Annotated in this window: 16 protein-coding genes; 6 read left to right on the top strand and 10 right to left on the bottom strand. The window is 67.6% G+C overall.

What is annotated here, in order from left to right; genetic code table 11:
• Positions 1-46: 46 nt before the first annotated feature.
• Together AC5P7F_RS19375 and pncA are read left to right on the top strand one after the other, a co-directional pair.
• Positions 47-733 (top strand): epoxyqueuosine reductase QueH, encoded by a 687-nt coding sequence (locus AC5P7F_RS19375; RefSeq protein ID WP_080281917.1) that lies wholly within the window; start codon positions 47-49, stop codon positions 731-733.
• Positions 734-788: 55 nt separating this feature from the next.
• Positions 789-1,415: a bifunctional nicotinamidase/pyrazinamidase gene (pncA, locus tag AC5P7F_RS19370; protein ID WP_164077537.1), complete on the top strand. Its 627-nt coding sequence runs from the start codon at positions 789-791 to the stop codon at positions 1,413-1,415.
• A gap of 133 nt (positions 1,416-1,548) precedes the next feature.
• Here pncA and purU read toward each other — a convergent pair whose 3' ends face one another.
• Positions 1,549-2,400 carry a formyltetrahydrofolate deformylase gene (gene purU / locus AC5P7F_RS19365; RefSeq protein ID WP_005411937.1) on the bottom strand — a complete coding sequence of 284 codons (852 nt, stop codon included), beginning with the start codon at positions 2,398-2,400 and terminating at the stop codon, positions 1,549-1,551.
• Positions 2,401-2,514: 114 nt separating this feature from the next.
• Between purU and AC5P7F_RS19360 the strand changes: the two genes are divergently transcribed.
• On the top strand, positions 2,515-3,426 hold the full coding sequence (locus tag AC5P7F_RS19360) for a LysR family transcriptional regulator (RefSeq protein WP_049441881.1): 912 nt from the start codon (positions 2,515-2,517) through the stop codon (positions 3,424-3,426).
• A 3-nt stretch (positions 3,427-3,429) separates the two neighbouring features.
• On the opposite strand, the gene AC5P7F_RS19355 is transcribed toward AC5P7F_RS19360, so the two are convergent.
• The 3 genes from AC5P7F_RS19355 to AC5P7F_RS19345 form a co-directional block, all read right to left on the bottom strand.
• On the bottom strand, positions 3,430-4,530 hold the full coding sequence (locus AC5P7F_RS19355; RefSeq protein ID WP_014645582.1) for an NADH:flavin oxidoreductase/NADH oxidase: 1,101 nt from the start codon (positions 4,528-4,530) through the stop codon (positions 3,430-3,432).
• 141 nt (positions 4,531-4,671) lie between these two features.
• Positions 4,672-5,478 (bottom strand): NAD-dependent protein deacetylase, encoded by an 807-nt coding sequence (locus tag AC5P7F_RS19350; RefSeq protein WP_014645581.1) that lies wholly within the window; start codon positions 5,476-5,478, stop codon positions 4,672-4,674.
• A gap of 56 nt (positions 5,479-5,534) precedes the next feature.
• Positions 5,535-5,936, bottom strand: coding sequence for an acyl-CoA thioesterase (locus tag AC5P7F_RS19345; RefSeq protein ID WP_004153688.1), 402 nt, complete (start codon positions 5,934-5,936; stop codon positions 5,535-5,537).
• Between the two features lie 152 nt (positions 5,937-6,088).
• On the opposite strand from AC5P7F_RS19345, the gene AC5P7F_RS19340 reads away from it, so the two are divergent.
• Positions 6,089-6,724 (top strand): LysE family translocator, encoded by a 636-nt coding sequence (locus AC5P7F_RS19340; RefSeq protein WP_032956621.1) that lies wholly within the window; start codon positions 6,089-6,091, stop codon positions 6,722-6,724.
• A 123-nt stretch (positions 6,725-6,847) separates the two neighbouring features.
• Here the strand turns inward: AC5P7F_RS19340 and AC5P7F_RS19335 are convergent, their stop codons facing one another.
• Both AC5P7F_RS19335 and AC5P7F_RS19330 read right to left on the bottom strand, forming a co-directional pair.
• Positions 6,848-7,867 (bottom strand): ribonucleotide-diphosphate reductase subunit beta, encoded by a 1,020-nt coding sequence (locus AC5P7F_RS19335; RefSeq protein ID WP_005420683.1) that lies wholly within the window; start codon positions 7,865-7,867, stop codon positions 6,848-6,850.
• A gap of 144 nt (positions 7,868-8,011) precedes the next feature.
• Positions 8,012-10,414: a ribonucleoside-diphosphate reductase subunit alpha gene (locus tag AC5P7F_RS19330; RefSeq protein ID WP_014645579.1), complete on the bottom strand. Its 2,403-nt coding sequence runs from the start codon at positions 10,412-10,414 to the stop codon at positions 8,012-8,014.
• A 554-nt stretch (positions 10,415-10,968) separates the two neighbouring features.
• On the opposite strand from AC5P7F_RS19330, the gene AC5P7F_RS19325 reads away from it, so the two are divergent.
• Complete coding sequence (locus AC5P7F_RS19325) at positions 10,969-11,805, top strand: DUF2884 family protein (RefSeq protein ID WP_164077538.1); 837 nt, start codon at positions 10,969-10,971, stop codon at positions 11,803-11,805.
• A 100-nt stretch (positions 11,806-11,905) separates the two neighbouring features.
• On the opposite strand, the gene zapE is transcribed toward AC5P7F_RS19325, so the two are convergent.
• Both zapE and AC5P7F_RS19315 read right to left on the bottom strand, forming a co-directional pair.
• Positions 11,906-13,006, bottom strand: a complete 1,101-nt coding sequence (zapE, locus tag AC5P7F_RS19320) for a cell division protein ZapE (protein WP_134808410.1) — start codon at positions 13,004-13,006, stop codon at positions 11,906-11,908.
• Positions 13,003-13,674 carry an alpha/beta hydrolase gene (locus AC5P7F_RS19315; RefSeq protein ID WP_134808409.1) on the bottom strand — a complete coding sequence of 224 codons (672 nt, stop codon included), beginning with the start codon at positions 13,672-13,674 and terminating at the stop codon, positions 13,003-13,005. Before AC5P7F_RS19315 ends, zapE begins: the two co-directional genes overlap by 4 nt.
• A 43-nt stretch (positions 13,675-13,717) precedes the next feature.
• Between AC5P7F_RS19315 and AC5P7F_RS19310 the strand changes: the two genes are divergently transcribed.
• Entirely contained in the window at positions 13,718-14,575 is an 858-nt protein-coding gene (locus AC5P7F_RS19310) for an EamA/RhaT family transporter (RefSeq protein ID WP_164077539.1), read from the top strand.
• Between the two features lie 122 nt (positions 14,576-14,697).
• On the opposite strand, the gene AC5P7F_RS19305 is transcribed toward AC5P7F_RS19310, so the two are convergent.
• Positions 14,698-16,140 carry an ExeM/NucH family extracellular endonuclease gene (locus AC5P7F_RS19305; RefSeq protein ID WP_032956206.1) on the bottom strand — a complete coding sequence of 481 codons (1,443 nt, stop codon included), beginning with the start codon at positions 16,138-16,140 and terminating at the stop codon, positions 14,698-14,700.
• Positions 16,141-16,348: 208 nt separating this feature from the next.
• Positions 16,349-16,867: a c-type cytochrome gene (locus tag AC5P7F_RS19300; RefSeq protein ID WP_014035592.1), complete on the bottom strand. Its 519-nt coding sequence runs from the start codon at positions 16,865-16,867 to the stop codon at positions 16,349-16,351.
• Positions 16,868-17,092 lie beyond the last annotated feature (225 nt).

The raw sequence follows: 17,092 nt of genomic DNA, 5'->3' as shown, positions 1-17,092 counted from the left end.
TTCACCCACGCGCTGATGCATGGGCCACCGCCGTTGCCGGCGGTCCATGCGGTACCTGACGATGACCGAGCTCCAACGCCCCACCCTGACCCTGCCCGCCGACGGCAAGCGCCTGCTGCTGCATTCGTGCTGCGCGCCCTGTTCCGGCGAAGTGATGGAGGCGATCACCGCCTCCGGGATCGACTACGCGATCTTCTTCTACAACCCCAACATCCACCCGGTGAAGGAGTACGAGCTGCGCAAGCAGGAGAACATCCGCTTCGCCGAGCAGCACGGCATTCCCTTCATCGACTGCGACTACGACACCGACAACTGGTTCAGCCGTGCACGCGGCATGGAAAACGAGCCTGAACGCGGCATCCGCTGCACGATGTGCTTCGACATGCGCTTCGAGCGCACTGCGCTGTACGCGCACGAGCACGGTTACGACACCATCAGTTCGTCGCTGGGCATCTCGCGCTGGAAGAACATGGCGCAGATCAACGACTGCGGGATCCGTGCGGCGTCGCGCTATGAAGGCCTGCAGTACTGGGACTACAACTGGCGCAAGGGCGGCGGCGCCAGCCGCATGATCGAGATCAGCAAGCGCGAGCAGTTCTACCAGCAGGAATACTGCGGCTGCGTGTACTCGCTTCGCGATGCCAACCGCCATCGCCGCGAGAATGGCCGCGAGCGGATCAGGATCGGCCTGCTGTACTACGGGCAGGACGCTGGGACGCCACAGGGCGATTGACGTGCAGGCATGGGGCGGCCACGCTGGTCGCCCCTTCTGTTGTAGCGGACCTGCCATGACCGCCCTGCCCGCCGATGTCGCCCTGCTGGTGATCGACCTGCAGCCGGACTTCATGCCCGGTGGCGCCTTGGCCTGCGACCAGGGCGATGCGCTGGTGGCACCGATCGCCGATCTGTTGGCGCAGCGCCGCTACCGCACCGTGGTGGCGACCCAGGACTGGCACCCGGCCGACCATGCCTCGTTCGCCAGCCAGCACCCCGGCCAACGCCCCTTCGAGACCATCCTGCTGCACGCGCAGCCGCAGACGCTGTGGCCGGACCACTGCGTGCAGGGCAGCGCCGGTGCCGCGCTGCACCCGGGCGTGGACTGGACCGTGGCCGACCTGATCCTGCGCAAGGGCACGCGCCAACAGGTGGATTCGTACAGCGCCTTCCGCGAGAACCATGGCCCCGATGGCGAGCGCCCGGCCACCGGCCTGGCCGGCTGGCTGCACGAGCGCCGCATCCGCGAAGTGCACGTGTGCGGCCTGGCCCGCGACTACTGCGTGCTGTGGAGCGCGCAGGATGCGGTGAAGTCCGGCTTCCGGGTGAAGTTCCTGTGGGACCTGACCCGGCCGGTGACCGAAGCCAACGACGCGATGGTGCGCGAGGCGCTGGGCAAGGCGGGAATCGCGACCGCCTGACCCACAACGGTAGTGCCGGCCGCTGGCCGGCAACGCCTGGATCCCTGCAGTTGCCGGCCAGCGGCCGGCACTACCGGATCACACCCGTGGGTAGCGCCGGGCCATGCCCGGCGGACCTGGAAGGGGCAGCACGTTACCGGAACACCACCGTGCGATGCCCGTTGAGCAGGATGCGGTGCTCCACATGGCGGCGCACGGCGCGTGCCAGCACCAGCGATTCGGTATCGCTGCCCAGCCGCACCAGTTCGCGCGGTGCCATCGCATGGTCAACGCGGGCCACGTCCTGTTCGATGATCGGTCCTTCGTCCAGATCCTCGGTGACGTAGTGCGCGGTGGCGCCGATGATCTTGACCCCGCGCGCATGCGCCTGGTGGTACGGCTGCGCGCCCTTGAAGCTGGGCAGGAAGCTGTGGTGGATGTTGATCGCACGCCCGGCCAGCGCGCGGCACAGCGTGGGTGACAGGATCTGCATGTAGCGTGCCAGCACCACCAGGTCGATGCGCTCGCGCTCGACCAGGTCGATGATCTGCTGCTCCTGCACCGCACGCGTATCGGCGGTCACCGGCAGGTGGTGGAACGGTACCTGGTAGGACGCGGCCAATGGCGCGAAGTCGGCGTGGTTGGAGGCCACCGCGGCAATGTCGACCTTCAGCTGGCCGCTGTGGGCGCGGAACAGCAGGTCGTTGAGGCAGTGCCCCTGCTTGCTGACCAGCACCAGCAGGCGTGCCCGGCGGCGGCCATCATGCAGCTGCCAGTCCATGCCGAAGCCTTCGGCAAGCGTGGCCATCGCGGCGTGCACGGTCTCCAGCGGCAGGCCGGCGTCACGGTCGAAATGCACGCGCAGGAAGAAGCGGCCGCTTTCCTCATCGCCGAACTGCTGGGCGTCGAGGATGTTGCAGCCGTGGTCGAACAGCAGGCCGGACACGCGGTAGACGATGCCGGTACGGTCGGGGCAGGACAGGGTGAGGATGGAATCGGGGCGCATCGCCACAGTGTAGGGCAGCTTCCTGCCCAGCAGCCGGATGATCACCGATGCAACCGAACCGCTTGGTTCAGTCCCAAGCGATACTTGGCCATCACCGTGGCAAGCTGGTCGGTCATGAACCTGTTGCAACTGATCCGCAGCTTCACCCGCACCGCAGAGACCGGCAGCATTGCCGCCGCGGCCCGCATCCTTGGCATCAGCGCCACCGCAGTCGGCCAGAACATCAACCGGCTGGAAGCGCATCTGGGCGTACGACTGCTGAACCGGAGTACGCGCCAGCTGGCGCTCAGCGAGGCCGGCGCGCTGTACCTGGCGCAGGTCCGCCACATCGAGGCCGACCTGGCGCGCGCGCAGGCGATGGTCACCTCCGGTGATATCGAACCGGCCGGGCCGCTGCGCATCGCCAGCAGCAGCGCGTTCGGCCGCCACGTGCTGGCCCCGTTGCTGCCGTCACTGCAGCAACGCTACCCGCAGCTGCAGCTGGAACTGCGGCTGACCGACCGCGCCGTGCAGCATGGTCCAGAGGCGGTGGATGCCAGCATCCGCATCGGCGCGCAGCTGGAAGACGGCGTGGTCGCACGGCAGCTGGCACGCGTACCGTTCGTGTTCTGCGCCTCGCCGGCCTACCTGAAGGCCCATGGCACCCCGCAGGAACCATCGGATCTGGGCAGCCATCGCGGGCTGCTGCACCGCTTCCCCACCGATGGCCGGCCGTTGCGCTGGGGCCTGCTGAAGGACGGCCAGCGTGTGGACGCCGTGCTACCGCCGAGCATGGTCTGCGATGACATCGATGCGCTGGCGTCGCTGGCGGCGGCCGGTGCCGGCATCACGCGATTGGCTGCGTTCGTGGCCGAGCCCTACCTGCGCGATGGACGCCTGCAGGCCGTGTTCGGCGCCGACAGCACGTGGCGTCCGGAGCCGATGGAGGTCTATTTCTGCGTCAGCGATCGCCGCGACTTCACCGCCAAGATCCGCGCGCTGTTCGAGCACCTGCGGGCCGGCATGGCGCCGGCCTGGCGGGTGTGAGCCTCAGCGCGCCTTGAACACGCCGCGCGCATCGCGCGGCTCGCAGCGCAGGTACTGCGGCGCCGGTTCCACGCTGTCGCGCAATGCGGCGGCGGCATGCCACGGCCAGCGCGGGTCGTAGAGGATGCCGCGCGCCAGGGCCACGGCATCGGCGTGGCGATGGCGCAGGATCGATTCGGCCTGCTCCGGTTCGGTGATCATGCCCACGGCGATCACCGGCATGCGCACCTTGGCCTTGATCGCCGCCGCGAACGGCACCTGGTAACCGGGGCCGACGGTGATCTTCTGGCGCTCGTCCAGGCCGCCACTGGAGACATGCAGGAAATTGCAGCCGCGCGCGTCCAGCACCTGGGCCAGTGCTTCGCTCTGCACCAGGTCCCAGCCACCCTCGACCCAGTCGCTGGCGGAAATGCGCACGCCCACGGCGACCTTGTCGGACACCGCCGCGCGTACCGCGTCGAACACTTCCACCAGCAGGCGCAGGCGGTTCGGCAGCGACCCACCGTAACCATCGGTGCGGCGGTTGCTCAGCGGCGACAGGAACTGGTGCAGCAGGTAACCGTGCGCGGCATGCAGCTCGATCAGCTCGAAGCCCAGGCGCTCGGCGCGCACCGCACTGGCAGCGAAGGCGGCGATGACCTCGGCGATGCCGGCTTCGTCCAGTTCCTGCGGTGCCGGATCGGCGGCATGGAACGGCAGCGGCGACGGCGCCACGGTGGCCCAGCCACGCGCATCGCCGGCCGGCAACTGGCCACCCCCGTCCCACGGGCGGGCGGTGGATGCCTTGCGGCCGGCATGGCCCAGCTGGATGCCCAGCGGCATCGGCGACCAGCGGCGGACGCTGGCCAGCACCTGTGCCAGCGCGGCCTCGGTGCCGTCATCCCACAGGCCCAGGTCGGCCCAGCTGATGCGGCCGCGCGGCTCGACCGCGGTGGCTTCCAGGATCAACAGGCCGGCGCCGGACTGCGCCAGGTTGCCCAGGTGCATGGCGTGCCAGTCGCTGGCGCGGCCGTCTTCGGCGGAGTACTGGCACATCGGCGCGATGACGATGCGGTTGGACAGGGTCAGGGGGCCGAACGAGATCGGCGAAAACAGCTGGCTCAAGGGGGTGATGAACGACGTAGGGGGTGTGTATTGCACCGCTGCGCGGCTTCTGGATCAACCGTCTGGATGGATCGCTGTTTCGCAGCCGATCATGCCGCCGAGCGCCGAACAGCCCCTTGTAGAGCCGAGCCGACTCTCGGCTCAGCCCGCCACCCAACCGGACAAGGCTTCAGCGCAGTCCCGCTCATCCTTGAACAACAGCAGGTCGTCGGCACGGGTGCGGCCGCGGTTCAGCGCCGCCACCGGCAATCCTGCCTTCGCCGCCGCCTGCACGAAGCGGAAGCCGGAATAGACCATCAGTGACGAGCCCACCACCAGCACCGCATCGGCCTGCTGCAGATGATCGTGCACCGCCGCCACCCGCTCGCGCGGCACGTTCTCGCCGAAGAACACCACGTCCGGCTTCAGCACGCCGCCGCAGTGCGGGCAATCGGGCACCACGAATGTGGAGAAATCGGTCTCCAGGTCGGCATCACCGTCGGGGGCGATGCCGGCCTCCAGCGCGTCCCAGCCGGGATTGGCGTCCAGCAGCCGCTGCTGGAAATCCTCGCGGCCACTGCGGCGCTCGCAGCCCATGCAGCGCACCAGATCCAGGCGGCCATGCAGGTCGATCACGTTGCGGCTGCCGGCGCGCTGGTGCAGGCCGTCCACGTTCTGGGTCAACAGCACCTGCAGCTTGCCGCGGCTTTCCAGGGCGGCCAGGGCCTGGTGGGTGCCGTTGGGCCGGGCCAGGCCGAAGCGCGGCCAGCCCAGCAGGCTGCGCGCCCAGTAACGCTGGCGGGTGGTCGCCTCGCCCATGAAGGCCTGGTAGGTCACCGGCGGCGTGCGTTTCCACTGGCCGTCGGCGTCCCGGTAATCGGGTATGCCCGAGGCGGTGCTGCAACCCGCGCCGGTCAGCACGAACAGGCGCTCGGCGCGGTCGATGAAGTCGGTCAGTGGCGGGGTCATGGCTGCCAGATGGGGGCGCCGCAGCGCCCCCGCAAGCACCGGTTCAGCCGCTGGTCTCAGGCGGCCGGCAGCGGCGGCACCGCGATCGGGTGGCCTTCCTCGTCCAGCGCGATCATCACGAAGTGGCCGCGGGTGCACAGCTTGCGCTCGCCGCTGTGCAGGTCTTCGGCGACCAGTTCCACCTCGACCTTCATCGAGCTGCGGCCGACTTCGACGATGCGGCCGATGGTTTCCACCATCTGGCCGATGCGGATCGGCAGCTTGAAGTCGACCTGGTCGCTGCGCGCGGTCACCACGGTGCGGCGCGAATAGCGGGCGGCGGCCAGAAACGCGGCCTTGTCCATCCATGCCAATGCCTGGCCACCGAACAGGGTGCCCAGGTGGTTGGTGTGGTTGGGGAAGACGATTTCAGCCATGCGCACTTCGGTGGGCGGCACGGTCTCGGGGATCGGGGTCATGGGGGTGCTTCGGTGTGGGGTGCTGCGGATTCTAAGCGACCGGCGTGATGGCCATCGGCATGCACGTGCAACGGTCACCCGGCAGCGGTGCCTGCGCAGGCCGCGCCTGCGGCAGGCGTTACACTGCGCCACGCCCACTGCCAGGACTGCCCATGCCCGCCACTTCCGACCTGCTGGCCTTCGCGCTGGTTTCGCTGGCCATGGTGCTCACGCCCGGGCCGAACATGATCTACGTCATCTCGCGCTCGATCTGCCAGGGGCCGATGGCTGGCCTGATCTCGCTGGGCGGGGTGGCGCTGGGCTTTGTGTTCTACATGCTGTGCGCGGCACTGGGCATCACCGCCCTGCTGATGACCGTGCCGTTCGCCTACGACGCGCTGCGCATCGGCGGAGCGCTGTACCTGCTGTACCTGGCCTGGCAGGCGCTCAGGCCCGGCGGCCGTTCGCCGTTCGCGGTGCGTGACCTGCCGCAGGACAGCCCGCGCAAGCTGTTCACGATGGGCTTCCTGACCAATCTGCTGAACCCGAAGGTGGCGGTGATGTACCTGTCGCTGCTGCCGCAGTTCCTGCACCCGGACGGCGAAGGCAGCGTGCTGATGCAGTCGATCGTGCTGGGCTCCACCCAGATCCTGGTCAGCGTCAGCGTGAACGGCATGATCGCGCTGACCGCCGGCAGCATCGCCGGCTTCCTGGCCGCGCGCCCCACCTGGCAGATGGTGCAGCGCTGGCTGATGGGCACGGTGCTGGCCGGGCTGGCGGTGCGCATGGCGGTGGAAGGGCGGCGCTGATTGTAGAGTCGAGCCATGCTCGACTTTCTTGCGAGCAGCAGTCGAGCATGGCTCGACGCTACGGAAACAAGAAACCCCGGCATTGGCCGGGGTTCTTCGTTGCGGCAGGCCTGGCCGGTTCGATCAGAAGTTCATGTCGAAGGCGACTTCGCCCTGAACGCCGACCTGGTAGGCCGAGACGCGGCGTTCGAAGAAGTTGGTCAGCTCCTGCACGTCCTGCAGTTCCATGAACGGCAGCGGGTTGCGCACGTTGTACTTCTTTTCCATGCCCAGCTTGGCGAAGTGCTGGTCGGCGCAGTGCTGCAGGTACTGGCGCATGTCGCGGGTCGAGATGCCGGCCACGCCGCCGGACAGCACGTCCTCGGCGAACTGCACTTCGCATTCGATGGCTTCGGCCAGCATGTCGTAGACCTGCTGCTTCATCTCGTCGTCGAACAGGTCCGGCTCTTCCTCACGCACCACGCGCACCGACTCGAACGCAAACTCCATGTGCGCGCTCTCGTCGCGGAACACCCAGTTGGTGCCCGAGGCCAGGCCCGGCAGCAGGCCGCGCGAACGGAAGTAGTACACGTAGGCGAACGCAGCGAAGAAGAACAGGCCTTCGATGCAGGCGGCAAAGCAGATCTGGTTGAGCAGGAACTGGCGGCGCTGTTCGCGGGTCTCGATGCGGGTCAGGTCTTGGATCGAGTCGATCCACTTGAAGCAGAAATCGGCCTTCTTCTTGATCGAGTCGATGTTCTCCACCGCCGAGAACGCCTTGGCGCGCTCTTCCGGATCCGGCAGGTAGTTGTCCAGCAGGGTCAGGTAGAACTGCACGTGCAGTGCTTCCTCATACAGCTGGCGCGACAGGTACATGCGCGCTTCGGGCGCATTCAAGTGCTGGTACAGGTTCAGCACCAGGTTGTTGGACACGATCGAATCGCCGGTGGCGAAGAACGCGACCAGGCGGTGGATCAGGTGGCGCTCACCCGGCGACATCTTGCTGTGCAGGTCGGTGATGTCGATCTGGAAGTTGATCTCTTCCACCGTCCAGGTGTTCTTGATCGCATTCCGGTACATGTCATAGAACTGTGGGTAGCGCATCGGGCGCAGGGTCAGTTCAAAACCGGGATCGAGCAGCATCTGCTTGGGCTTGTCGGCCATGGGTGTTTCCTTGAATTCCTGGGTGAGCCGCCGGGCGTGGCCCGGCGCTACCGTGGGTGTTTTTCCGCAGCCGGGCATGGCTCGGCTCTACAGGTGCGAGGTGTTCGAGTGCCGACCAACGGTCGGCACCCACCGCGCGGTGTCTTACTGGCAGGCCTCGCAGGCTTCCGGGTTTTCCAGCGAGCAGGCGATGGCTTCGTCCGGGCTGAACACCTTGGCCGGGGCCGCAGCGCTGACCGTGGTCTTGGCGATCTTGGTGGCCGGGCGCGAACGCAGGTAGTAGGTGGTCTTGATGCCCTGCTTCCAGGCGTACATGTACATGGAGGACATCGCGCCGATGTTCGGGCTTTCCATGAACAGGTTGAGCGAGGCCGACTGGTCGATGAAGGCGCCACGCTCGGCGGCCATGTCGATCAGCGAACGCATCGGCAGTTCCCACGCGGTGCGGTAGACCTCGCGCAGCGTTTCCGGAATCTGCGCCACGCCGGCGATGGAGCCTTCGGCCAGCTTGATGGCATCGCGCATGTCGGCGGTCCACAGGCCCAGCTTCTTCAGCTCGTTGACCAGGTAACGGTTGACCTGCAGGAAGTCACCGGACAGGGTCTCGCGCTTGAACAGGTTGGACACCTGCGGCTCGACGCACTCGTAGCAGCCGGCGATCGAGGCGATGGTCGCGGTCGGGGCGATCGCGATCATCAGCGAGTTGCGCAGGCCGTGTTCCTTGATGCGGGCGCGCAGGGCATCCCAGCGCGCGGTGTCTTCCGGCACCACGTTCCAGGCGTCGAACTGCAGTTCGCCACCGGCGGCACGGGTGTCGTTGAACGACGGGTGCTTGCCACGTTCCTGGGCCAGCTCGCAGGAGGTTTCCAGCGCGTGGAAGTAGATCGCTTCGGCAATCTTCTTCGACAGGGCGCGGGCTTCGGCGCTGTCGAACGGCAGGCGCTTGCGGAAGAACACGTCCTGCAGGCCCATGCAGCCCAGGCCGACCGGACGCCAGCGCAGGTTGGCGCGGCGGGCGGTTTCGATCGGGTAGAAGTTCAGGTCGATGACGCGGTCGAGCTGGCGCACGGCCAGGCGAACGGTCTCGGCCAGCTTCTCGAAGTCGAACTCGTTGTGCTCGTCGAAGTGGTTGCCCAGGTTGATCGAACCCAGGTTGCACACGGCGGTTTCATCGTTGGAAGTGACTTCCAGGATTTCGGTGCACAGGTTGGACAGGTGGATCACGTTGCCCGGGCGCAGGGTCTGGTTGCTGGCGCGGTTGCACTTGTCCTTGAAGGTCATCCAGCCGTTGCCGGTCTCGGCCAGCGTACGCATCATGCGGGCATACAGCTTGCGCGCGGAGATGGTGCGGTTGGCCTTGCCCTGGGCTTCGGCCTGCAGGTAGGCCTGCTCAAAGGCTTCGCCGAACAGGTCGGTGAACTCCGGCACGACGCGCGGATCGAACAGCGACCATTCCTGGTCGGCTTCGACGCGCTTCATGAACAGGTCCGGCACCCAGTTGGCCAGGTTCAGGTTGTGCGCACGACGGGCTTCGTCACCGGTGTTGTCGCGCAGCTCGAGGAAGTCCTCGATGTCGGCGTGCCAGGTTTCCAGGTACACGCAGGCCGCGCCCTTGCGCTTGCCGCCCTGGTTCACTGCGGCCACCGACGAATCCATGGTCTTCAGCCACGGCACGATGCCGTTGGAATGGCCGTTGGTCGACTTGATCAGCGAACCACGCGAACGCACGCGGGTGTAGCTGACGCCGATGCCGCCGGAGAACTTCGACAGCTGGGCGATGTCGCCGTACTTGGAATAGATCGATTCCAGCGAGTCCTGCGGCGAGTCCAGCAGGAAGCACGAGGACAGCTGCTCGTGGGTGGTGCCGGAATTGAACAGGGTCGGGCTGGACGGCAGGTAGTCCAGGTTGCCCATGCGCTTGTACAGCGCCAGGGTCTCGGACACGTCCTCGCTCAGCGCGCTGGCGATGCGCAGGAAGAACTGCTGCGGGGTCTCGATCACCTTGCGGGTGTGCGGGTGGCGCAGCAGGTAACGGTCGTACAGGGTACGCAGGCCGAAGTAATCGAAGTTCAGGTCCAGCGAGATGTCGATGGCATCGTTGAGCTTGCGTGCGTTGGTCTGCACGAAGTTCAGCAGGCGGTCGTTGATCAGGCCGACTTCATGGCCACGGCTGACCGACTGCGAGAAGGCGTAGATTTCCTGGCCCGAGACTTCCTTGGCGATGTAGTTGGCCAGCAGGCGCGCGGCGAGACGGCCGTACTCGGGCTCTTCACCGATCAGCAGGGCGGCGGTGCGGATGGACAGTTCGTCCAGCTCGCGGGTGGTGGCACCGTTGTACAGGCCGGAAATGGTGCGGGTGGCCACGCGCATCGGGTCGACGGCGTGCAGGCCTTCGGAGGAACGCTGCACCGCACGCACGATCTTGTTCAGGTCCACCAGTTCGGTGGTCCCATTGCGCTTGGTCACACTCATCGCGTTGGCCGTCGGCGGCGACGTCAACAGGAATTCGCTTTCCTTCTCGATGGTGGCGCTGGATTCGGTGCTCACGGCGTGTGTCCTCTTGGCGTGATTTGGGGGTGCTCGATGCATCGGGTGACGCGGCCCGGGACATGACAGCCCAGGATGGCAGGACGGCGTCGCAGGGGATGAGACCCTGCGCCTGCCACTGCCGTTGACGATCGCGGATGGGTACCCCGGGGCAACCCCTGGAATGGGGGTTGCTGCGACCGACGGCCACAAGATAGTGGGGGTAATGGGGTCCGTCAACGCCAAATGTAGTGAAATTCGGCAATCCCTTGCGCCGCAAGGATCGTGCCATCGGCGCCCTGATCAGACGCTTCAGACCTGCCGGAACGGGCTGCGCAGTCAAGTCCGAAAGGCGTCATTGCGGTGGCACAACGCACCGCGAAAACGGAACAATGACAGCTTCACATGACAGTGATGAAACTGGCTAGGGACAACCCTGTGGATAGGTGGTGGGCAGCCGGTGGGAAAGCCGGTATGGCCGGACGAATCGCCATCGCGCAGTGACTTTCGGCGGGTGACGGCGCCTGCCGAACGCGGGATGCTGGGGTCCTGCAATGACCGGAAAGGATTCCACCATGCGCCTGTCAGCACCCGCCTTGGCCCTGTTGGCTGCTGTGGTCACCGTACCTGCAATTGCCGCTGACGCCCCGAAGCTGCGCGCGGACCAGTGCGGTATCCACACCGACTATGACGTGCTGGTGGACAGCGGTGGCATCTGGCTGCGGCATGGCCCGCAGGCACCGCATGAGGTGGTGTTCCACGATGGCGTGCTGAGCCTGGACGACACGGTCGTGCCGGTCAGCGAGGCCGACGCGGCCCGCCTTCGGCAGATGGAGGCCGGGGCACGGCAGCTGATGCCGGCCGCCACGGCGCTGGCCCATGAAGTGAGCGGACTGAGCTTCGACGTGCTCGACGGGGTCTATGAAAGCCTCACCGGTACCGCCAACAGCCGCAAGGTCCGGCGCCTGCGCCGGCAGGCCGATGACTGGATCGGCGGCACGCTGGGCAAGGGCTACTGGGAACAGGCTGTGTTCGGGCCAGGCTTCGAGGCCAAGGTGCAGGACATGGCCGAGTCGCTGTCCGCCTCCATCGCCCGCAGCATGCTGTGGCAGATCTTCACCGGACGCAGCGATGCGATGGAGGCACGCGCCGACCGTCTGGACGCGCAGATGGAACAGCAGCTGGAAGGCCGCGCCGAACGCATCGAGGCCCAAGCACAGTCGCTGTGCCCGCTGGTGCAGTCGCTGGCCGACACCCATGACGCGCTGGAAGTGCGCTACCAAGGCCAACCGCTGCGGCTGCTGGAGCGCAGCGAGAGCGTTCGGGTGGAGCACGGCGATGGCTCGGGCCTGCAGGTGTCGGCCGGGCCGGATGAGCGGCCGCGTGGGAATGCGGTGGCGCCTTCCCGATAGCTGCGCGGCGCTGCTGTAGAGCCGAGCCCATGCTCGGCTCCCTTTCGGCACATCATCCAGAAGCAGCCGAGCGTGGGCTCGGCCCTACAGTAAACCGCCCTCACGCCCGGTGCGGGGTACCCAGGTACTCGGCGCTCTGCATCTCGATCAGGCGCGAGGCGGTGCGCTCGAACGCGCCCTGCAGGCGCTGGCCGGTGTACAGCTCGATCGGCGAGGTGCTGGCGGTGCAGACCAGGTTGACGTGGCGGTCGTACAGCTCGTCGATCAGGTTGACGAAGCGGCGCGCGGCATCCTCATTCAAGCGGTCGAAGGCGGGAATGCCGCCCAGCAGCACCGTGTTGAACTCGTGCGCGATCTCGATGTAATCCGACGGGCCGCGCGGGCCCTCGCACAGCGCGGCGAAGTCAAACCAGGCAATGCTCTTGCCGCGGCCGCGGACCGGGATCTTGCGGCCCTCGATCTCGATGTTGCCGGTCTTGGCCGGCTGGCCGCCGCTCAGTTCGTTCCAGCGCGTGGCCAGCCACTCATCGCTGTCGGCCGCCAGCGGTGCGCGATACACCGGCGAGCGGGTCAGCGCGCGCATGCGGTAGTCCTCGGTACCTTCGGCGTACAGCTCGACGCAGAAGCGCTGCAGCAGGCCGATGGCCGGCAGGAAGCTCTCGCGCTGCAGGCCGTTGAGGTACAGGTTCTCCACCGCGGTGTTGGAGGTGGTCACCAGGGTCACGCCCTCGGCGAACAGGCGCTCGAGCAGCCGCGCCAGCAGCATCGCATCGCCGATGTCGGTGACGAAGAACTCGTCCAGCACCAGCACGCGCAGGTTGCTGCGCCATTCCTGGGCGATCTTCGCCAGCGGGTCGCTCTGGCCCTGGTGCTCGCGCAGGCGCTCATGGACGCTGCGCATGAAGCGGTGGAAATGGGTGCGGTACTTCTGCTTGATCGGCAGCCCGTCGTAGAACAGGTCGACCAGGAAGGTCTTCCCACGGCCGACGCCGCCCCAGAAGTACAGGCCCTTGATCGGCTCGGGCTTCTTCCAGAACGAAGACAGGCGGTCCAGCCAGCCATCCTCGGCACTGTCCAGCAGGCCCAGGTGGATGCGGTCCAGCTCGGCCAGCGCCGCATGCTGGGCCGGATCGTTCTGCCAGTCGCCACGGGCAACCCCTTCCGCATACCGCTGCGACGGGGTCAGCTCGGGTGCACTCATGCCGCCGCGCCCAGCCAGTGCTTGACGCCGTGGGTCAGCGCGCCGCGCAGGTCGATCAGCTTGCGGTGGAAGAAGTGGCTGGTCTCGGGCATGCGTACCAGCTCATGCGGGGCGTCCAGCGTGTCCAGCCACTGGTAGACGGCCTGCGGGTCGACGATCTCGTCCTGCTCGCCCTGGATCACCAGCCAGCGCGCCGGCGGCGCGATGCCGTCGAAATCCCAGCGACCGGCCGGCGGCGCGATCGAGATCAGCGCTTCCGGCTGCAGCGTGGCGGCGGCCTTCAGCGACACGAACGCGCCGAAGCTGAAACCGGCCAGCCACAGGCGGTCGTCCGGGCGCTGGCTGCGCACCCAGGCCGCGACGGCCTTCAGGTCATCCTGCTCGCCCACGCCGCCATCGAAGGTGCCAGCCGAACCACCCACGCTGCGGAAGTTGAAGCGCACCGTGGCGATGCCCAGCTCGCGCAGGGTGGAGGCGGTCATGGTGACCACCTTGTTGTGCAGGGTGCCACCTTCGGTGGACAGCGGATGGCAGACGATGGCCACGATCGGCTGCACCGGCACATCGGCCTTGGGCAGGTCGACGACCACGTCCAGCGGGCCGGCCGGGCCGTCCAGTTCGAGGCAGGCGGTTTCGCCGGGGGCAACGGGGAACAAGGGCTTGTGCATGGCACCATGATACCGTCCCCCGCCCCTGCCCTGTGCCCGCCCCATGCTCTATCTGTCACTGGCCGTGATCTGCAGTGTGCTGGTTTCGGTGTTGTTGAAGGTGGCCGCACGCCGCCAGCTGGATGTTGCGCAGATGGTCACCTGGAACTATCTGGTGGCGGCAACGCTCACCGCCGTGGTGCTGCAGCCACCGCTGGATGCGCTGCGCGCGCCGCATGCGCCGTGGCTGTCACTGCTGGCGCTGGCGGTGGTGCTGCCCTCGATCTTCCTGGTACTGGGCCGCGCGGTGGCGGTGGCCGGCATCGTCCGCAGCGACGTGGCGCAGCGGCTGTCGTTGCTGCTTTCCCTGGCCGCCGCCTTCCTGTGCTTCGGCCAGACCGCAACGCCCTGGAAACTGGCCGGCCTGGGCCTGGGCCTGCTGGCGATGGTGGCCATCAGCCTGCGCCCGCGCGGCCCGGCGGTGGCGTCCTCACCCGGCGGCTGGGGCTGGCTGCTGGGCGTATGGGCCGGATTCGCAGTGGTGGACGTGCTGCTCAAGCAGGTGGCGCTGTCCGGCACGCCGTCGATGGCGGCGGTGCTGGCCAGTTTCAGCGTCGCCTTCGTGCTGATGCTGGCAATGCAGCTGTGGCGGCATGTCAGTGGCCGCAGCCGGCTGGCCTGGCGCAACCTGGGCGCGGGCGCGCTGCTGGGCCTGCTCAATGGCGGCAACATCCTGTTCTATGTACATGCGCACCAGGCGATGCCGGACAGCCCGGCCACCGTGTTCGCCGGCATGAACATCGGGGTGGTGGTCTTGGGCGCGCTGGTGGGTGTGCTCGCCTTCGGCGAGGCCACCACGAAGTGGAACCGCGCCGGCCTGGCACTGGCGGTGCTGGCGATCGGGATGATCGCCTGGGGGTGAGCGATACCCGGGGTCGGATCCCATTCCCACGGAATGGGCTCTGACCCCTACGCCTCAGACCCCGCGATGCCTTGGGTCAGAGCCCATTCCGTGGGAATGGGATCCGACCCCGGCCTGGCGCGTTACTTGTCGAAGCCCAGCAGCAGCGGGTCGTGGTCGGAGCTGCGCCACGGGCCCTGCACGTTGCGGCCCTGGTAACCGCTGGCGTCCTGCTCGTCGGCGTTGCTGTGCCATTCGGCGGCACCGCGCAGGCGCCTGGCCATGCCCGGGTTCAGCAGCGCGTGGTCGAGGCGGCCGGTGTAGCCGTTGTAGACGTAGCTGTAGGGATGCTCGACCTTGGCCACCTTGAACGCGTCCTGCCAGCCCAGATCATGCAGGGCGCGGATCGGGTCTTCCATCGCGTAGGCATTGAAGTCACCCAGCAGCACCGCGTCCCTGGCACCGGTACCGGTCGGATCGGTCTGCAGCCAGGCGTGCAGCTGCTGCGCCGACGTCACACGGGTGGCGTTCCAGCAGCCCTGATTGTCGTTGCGGTCGGCGTCGGCACCGGCCGCGTCACGGCAACCCTTCGATTTGAAATGGTTGGCAACCACCACGAACGGCGCCCCCTGCTTGCCCTGGAAGGCCTGCGCCAACGGTACGCGGCTGTGCTCGACGAACGGGCCGCCGGTCAGCGTGGCCGGCTTGCCGACCGGCTGCAGGCGCGTGCTTCGGTAGATGATCCCGACCCGGATCGGGTTGTCGCCGGGGCCGTTGCCGGCGTCGACGAAGCGCCAGTCGCCCTGCGCGCCGCGGTCGCGGTTGAGCGCATCGACCAGTTCGGCGATGGCCGACTGCGGGCCGTAGCCGTCGTTCTCCAGTTCCATCAGCGCAGCGACATCGGCGCCCAGCGCGTTGACCGTGGTGACCAGCTTGGCGAGCTGCGCCTTGTGCTCGTCCAGCGTGCGCGCGCCGCGCAGCGTCGGGAAGCCACCGCCCTGGCCGTCACCATTGAAGAAATTCTCCAGGTTGAAGGCGGCCACGTGCAGGCTGCCCGGCACCGTGGGTACTGCCGGGCGCTTCAGTTCCGGCAGCTTCAGCGCGCCTTCGACCTGCAGGCGCGGATGGCCCTGCGCGTCCACGCGCACGATGCCCTCCACGTTGCGCAGTTGCATGCCGGTGCGCAGCACCGGGTTGCCCGGCAGGTAGGGCACGCTGGCGGGGTCGCGGGCATCGCTGCCATCTTCCAGCACCAGGCGGCGGCGCCGGTTGTCGGCCATCACCTGCTCATAGCCGGCAGTGCCCGGCGCGGCCACTTCGGTCGGCTGCCAGAGGCGGCCATCGAACGCCACCGTGAGCTGGCCGAAGTGCTGCAGGCCATCGGTACCGGCCAGGGTAAGCGGCGCGGCGATGCGCACGCGCTGCCCATCCAGCGCGCGCCAGTCGGCCGGCGCGGCGGTCAGCACCACAGTGGCGCTGCCGCGCGCGACGGAGGGCGCGACCGGCGTGGCCTGCGGCTGGGCCTGGGCAAAGGCGCCGGCCGGCAGCAGCAGGGACAGGGCAAGGGCGAGGGAACGGCGGCGCATCAACGGGCGACTCCATGGAAGAGGCGCACAGACTAACCCTGAAATGCGAAACCCCGCCTGCGCAGCGGGGGCATACGAGCGATCAGGCCTCGGTGGGCAAAGCCGGGGGATCGTAGAGCCGAGCCCATGCTCGGCTGCACCTGGCCACACCGCGCGGAGAGCAGCCGAGCGCGGGCTCGGCTCTACAGGAAGCGGCGCGTTGCGGCGGTTACTTCAGGTTGCCCAGCATCCAGTCCACAGTGGCATGGATCTGTTCTTCGGTCAGCGCCGGGTTGCCGCCCTTGGGCGGCATGATGCCGCCGTCGGGGCCGGTATAGCCCTCGATGGCGTGCTTGTAGAGGGTGTCCTTGCCCTGCGCGATGCGCTTGTCCCAATGCGAATGGTCCAGCGTCGGTGCCATGCCCACACCGTTGGTGTGGCAGGCGGTGCACAGGTTGTCGAAGATCACCTTGCCATCCTTGGTGCCGCCGTAGGCCACCTGCGACGCCGCCTTGGCCAGCGCGGCGGCCTTGGCCGCGGCCTGCGCGGCGGCGCCGGTGCTGCCGGCATAGACCGCGCCGGTGGGCGAGATGCGCTGTTCGGTGCGCTTGGCCGCGGTCGGCGACACCTCGGGCGGAATCCGGGTGTGGATGTAGGCGGCAAGGAGGATGAGGCCGAGGGTGATGGTCGCCAGCAGCGCGATCACCATGGAGAAGCGTTTCAGGAACTCCAGATCGTAATTCCGCACTCTTCGTTACCCCTGGCTGATAGTCGTTGGACCACGGCTGAGCGACTGCGTGATGGACCGAGTATAGAACGCGCCTTGCGTGCGACAACAGGCGTCACTGCTGGTGCGGCGCAACATGCCGGGGGCTGGGGTCGGGGATGGGGTCGGGGATGGGGTCGGGGATGGGGTCGGGGATGGGGTCGGGGATGGGGTCGGGGATGGGGTCGGGGATGGGGTCGGGGATGG

The sequence above is a fragment of the Stenotrophomonas sp. YJH_SMC_105-26 genome (assembly GCF_059368915.1).
This window is presented reverse-complemented; position numbering and strand designations above follow the sequence as displayed.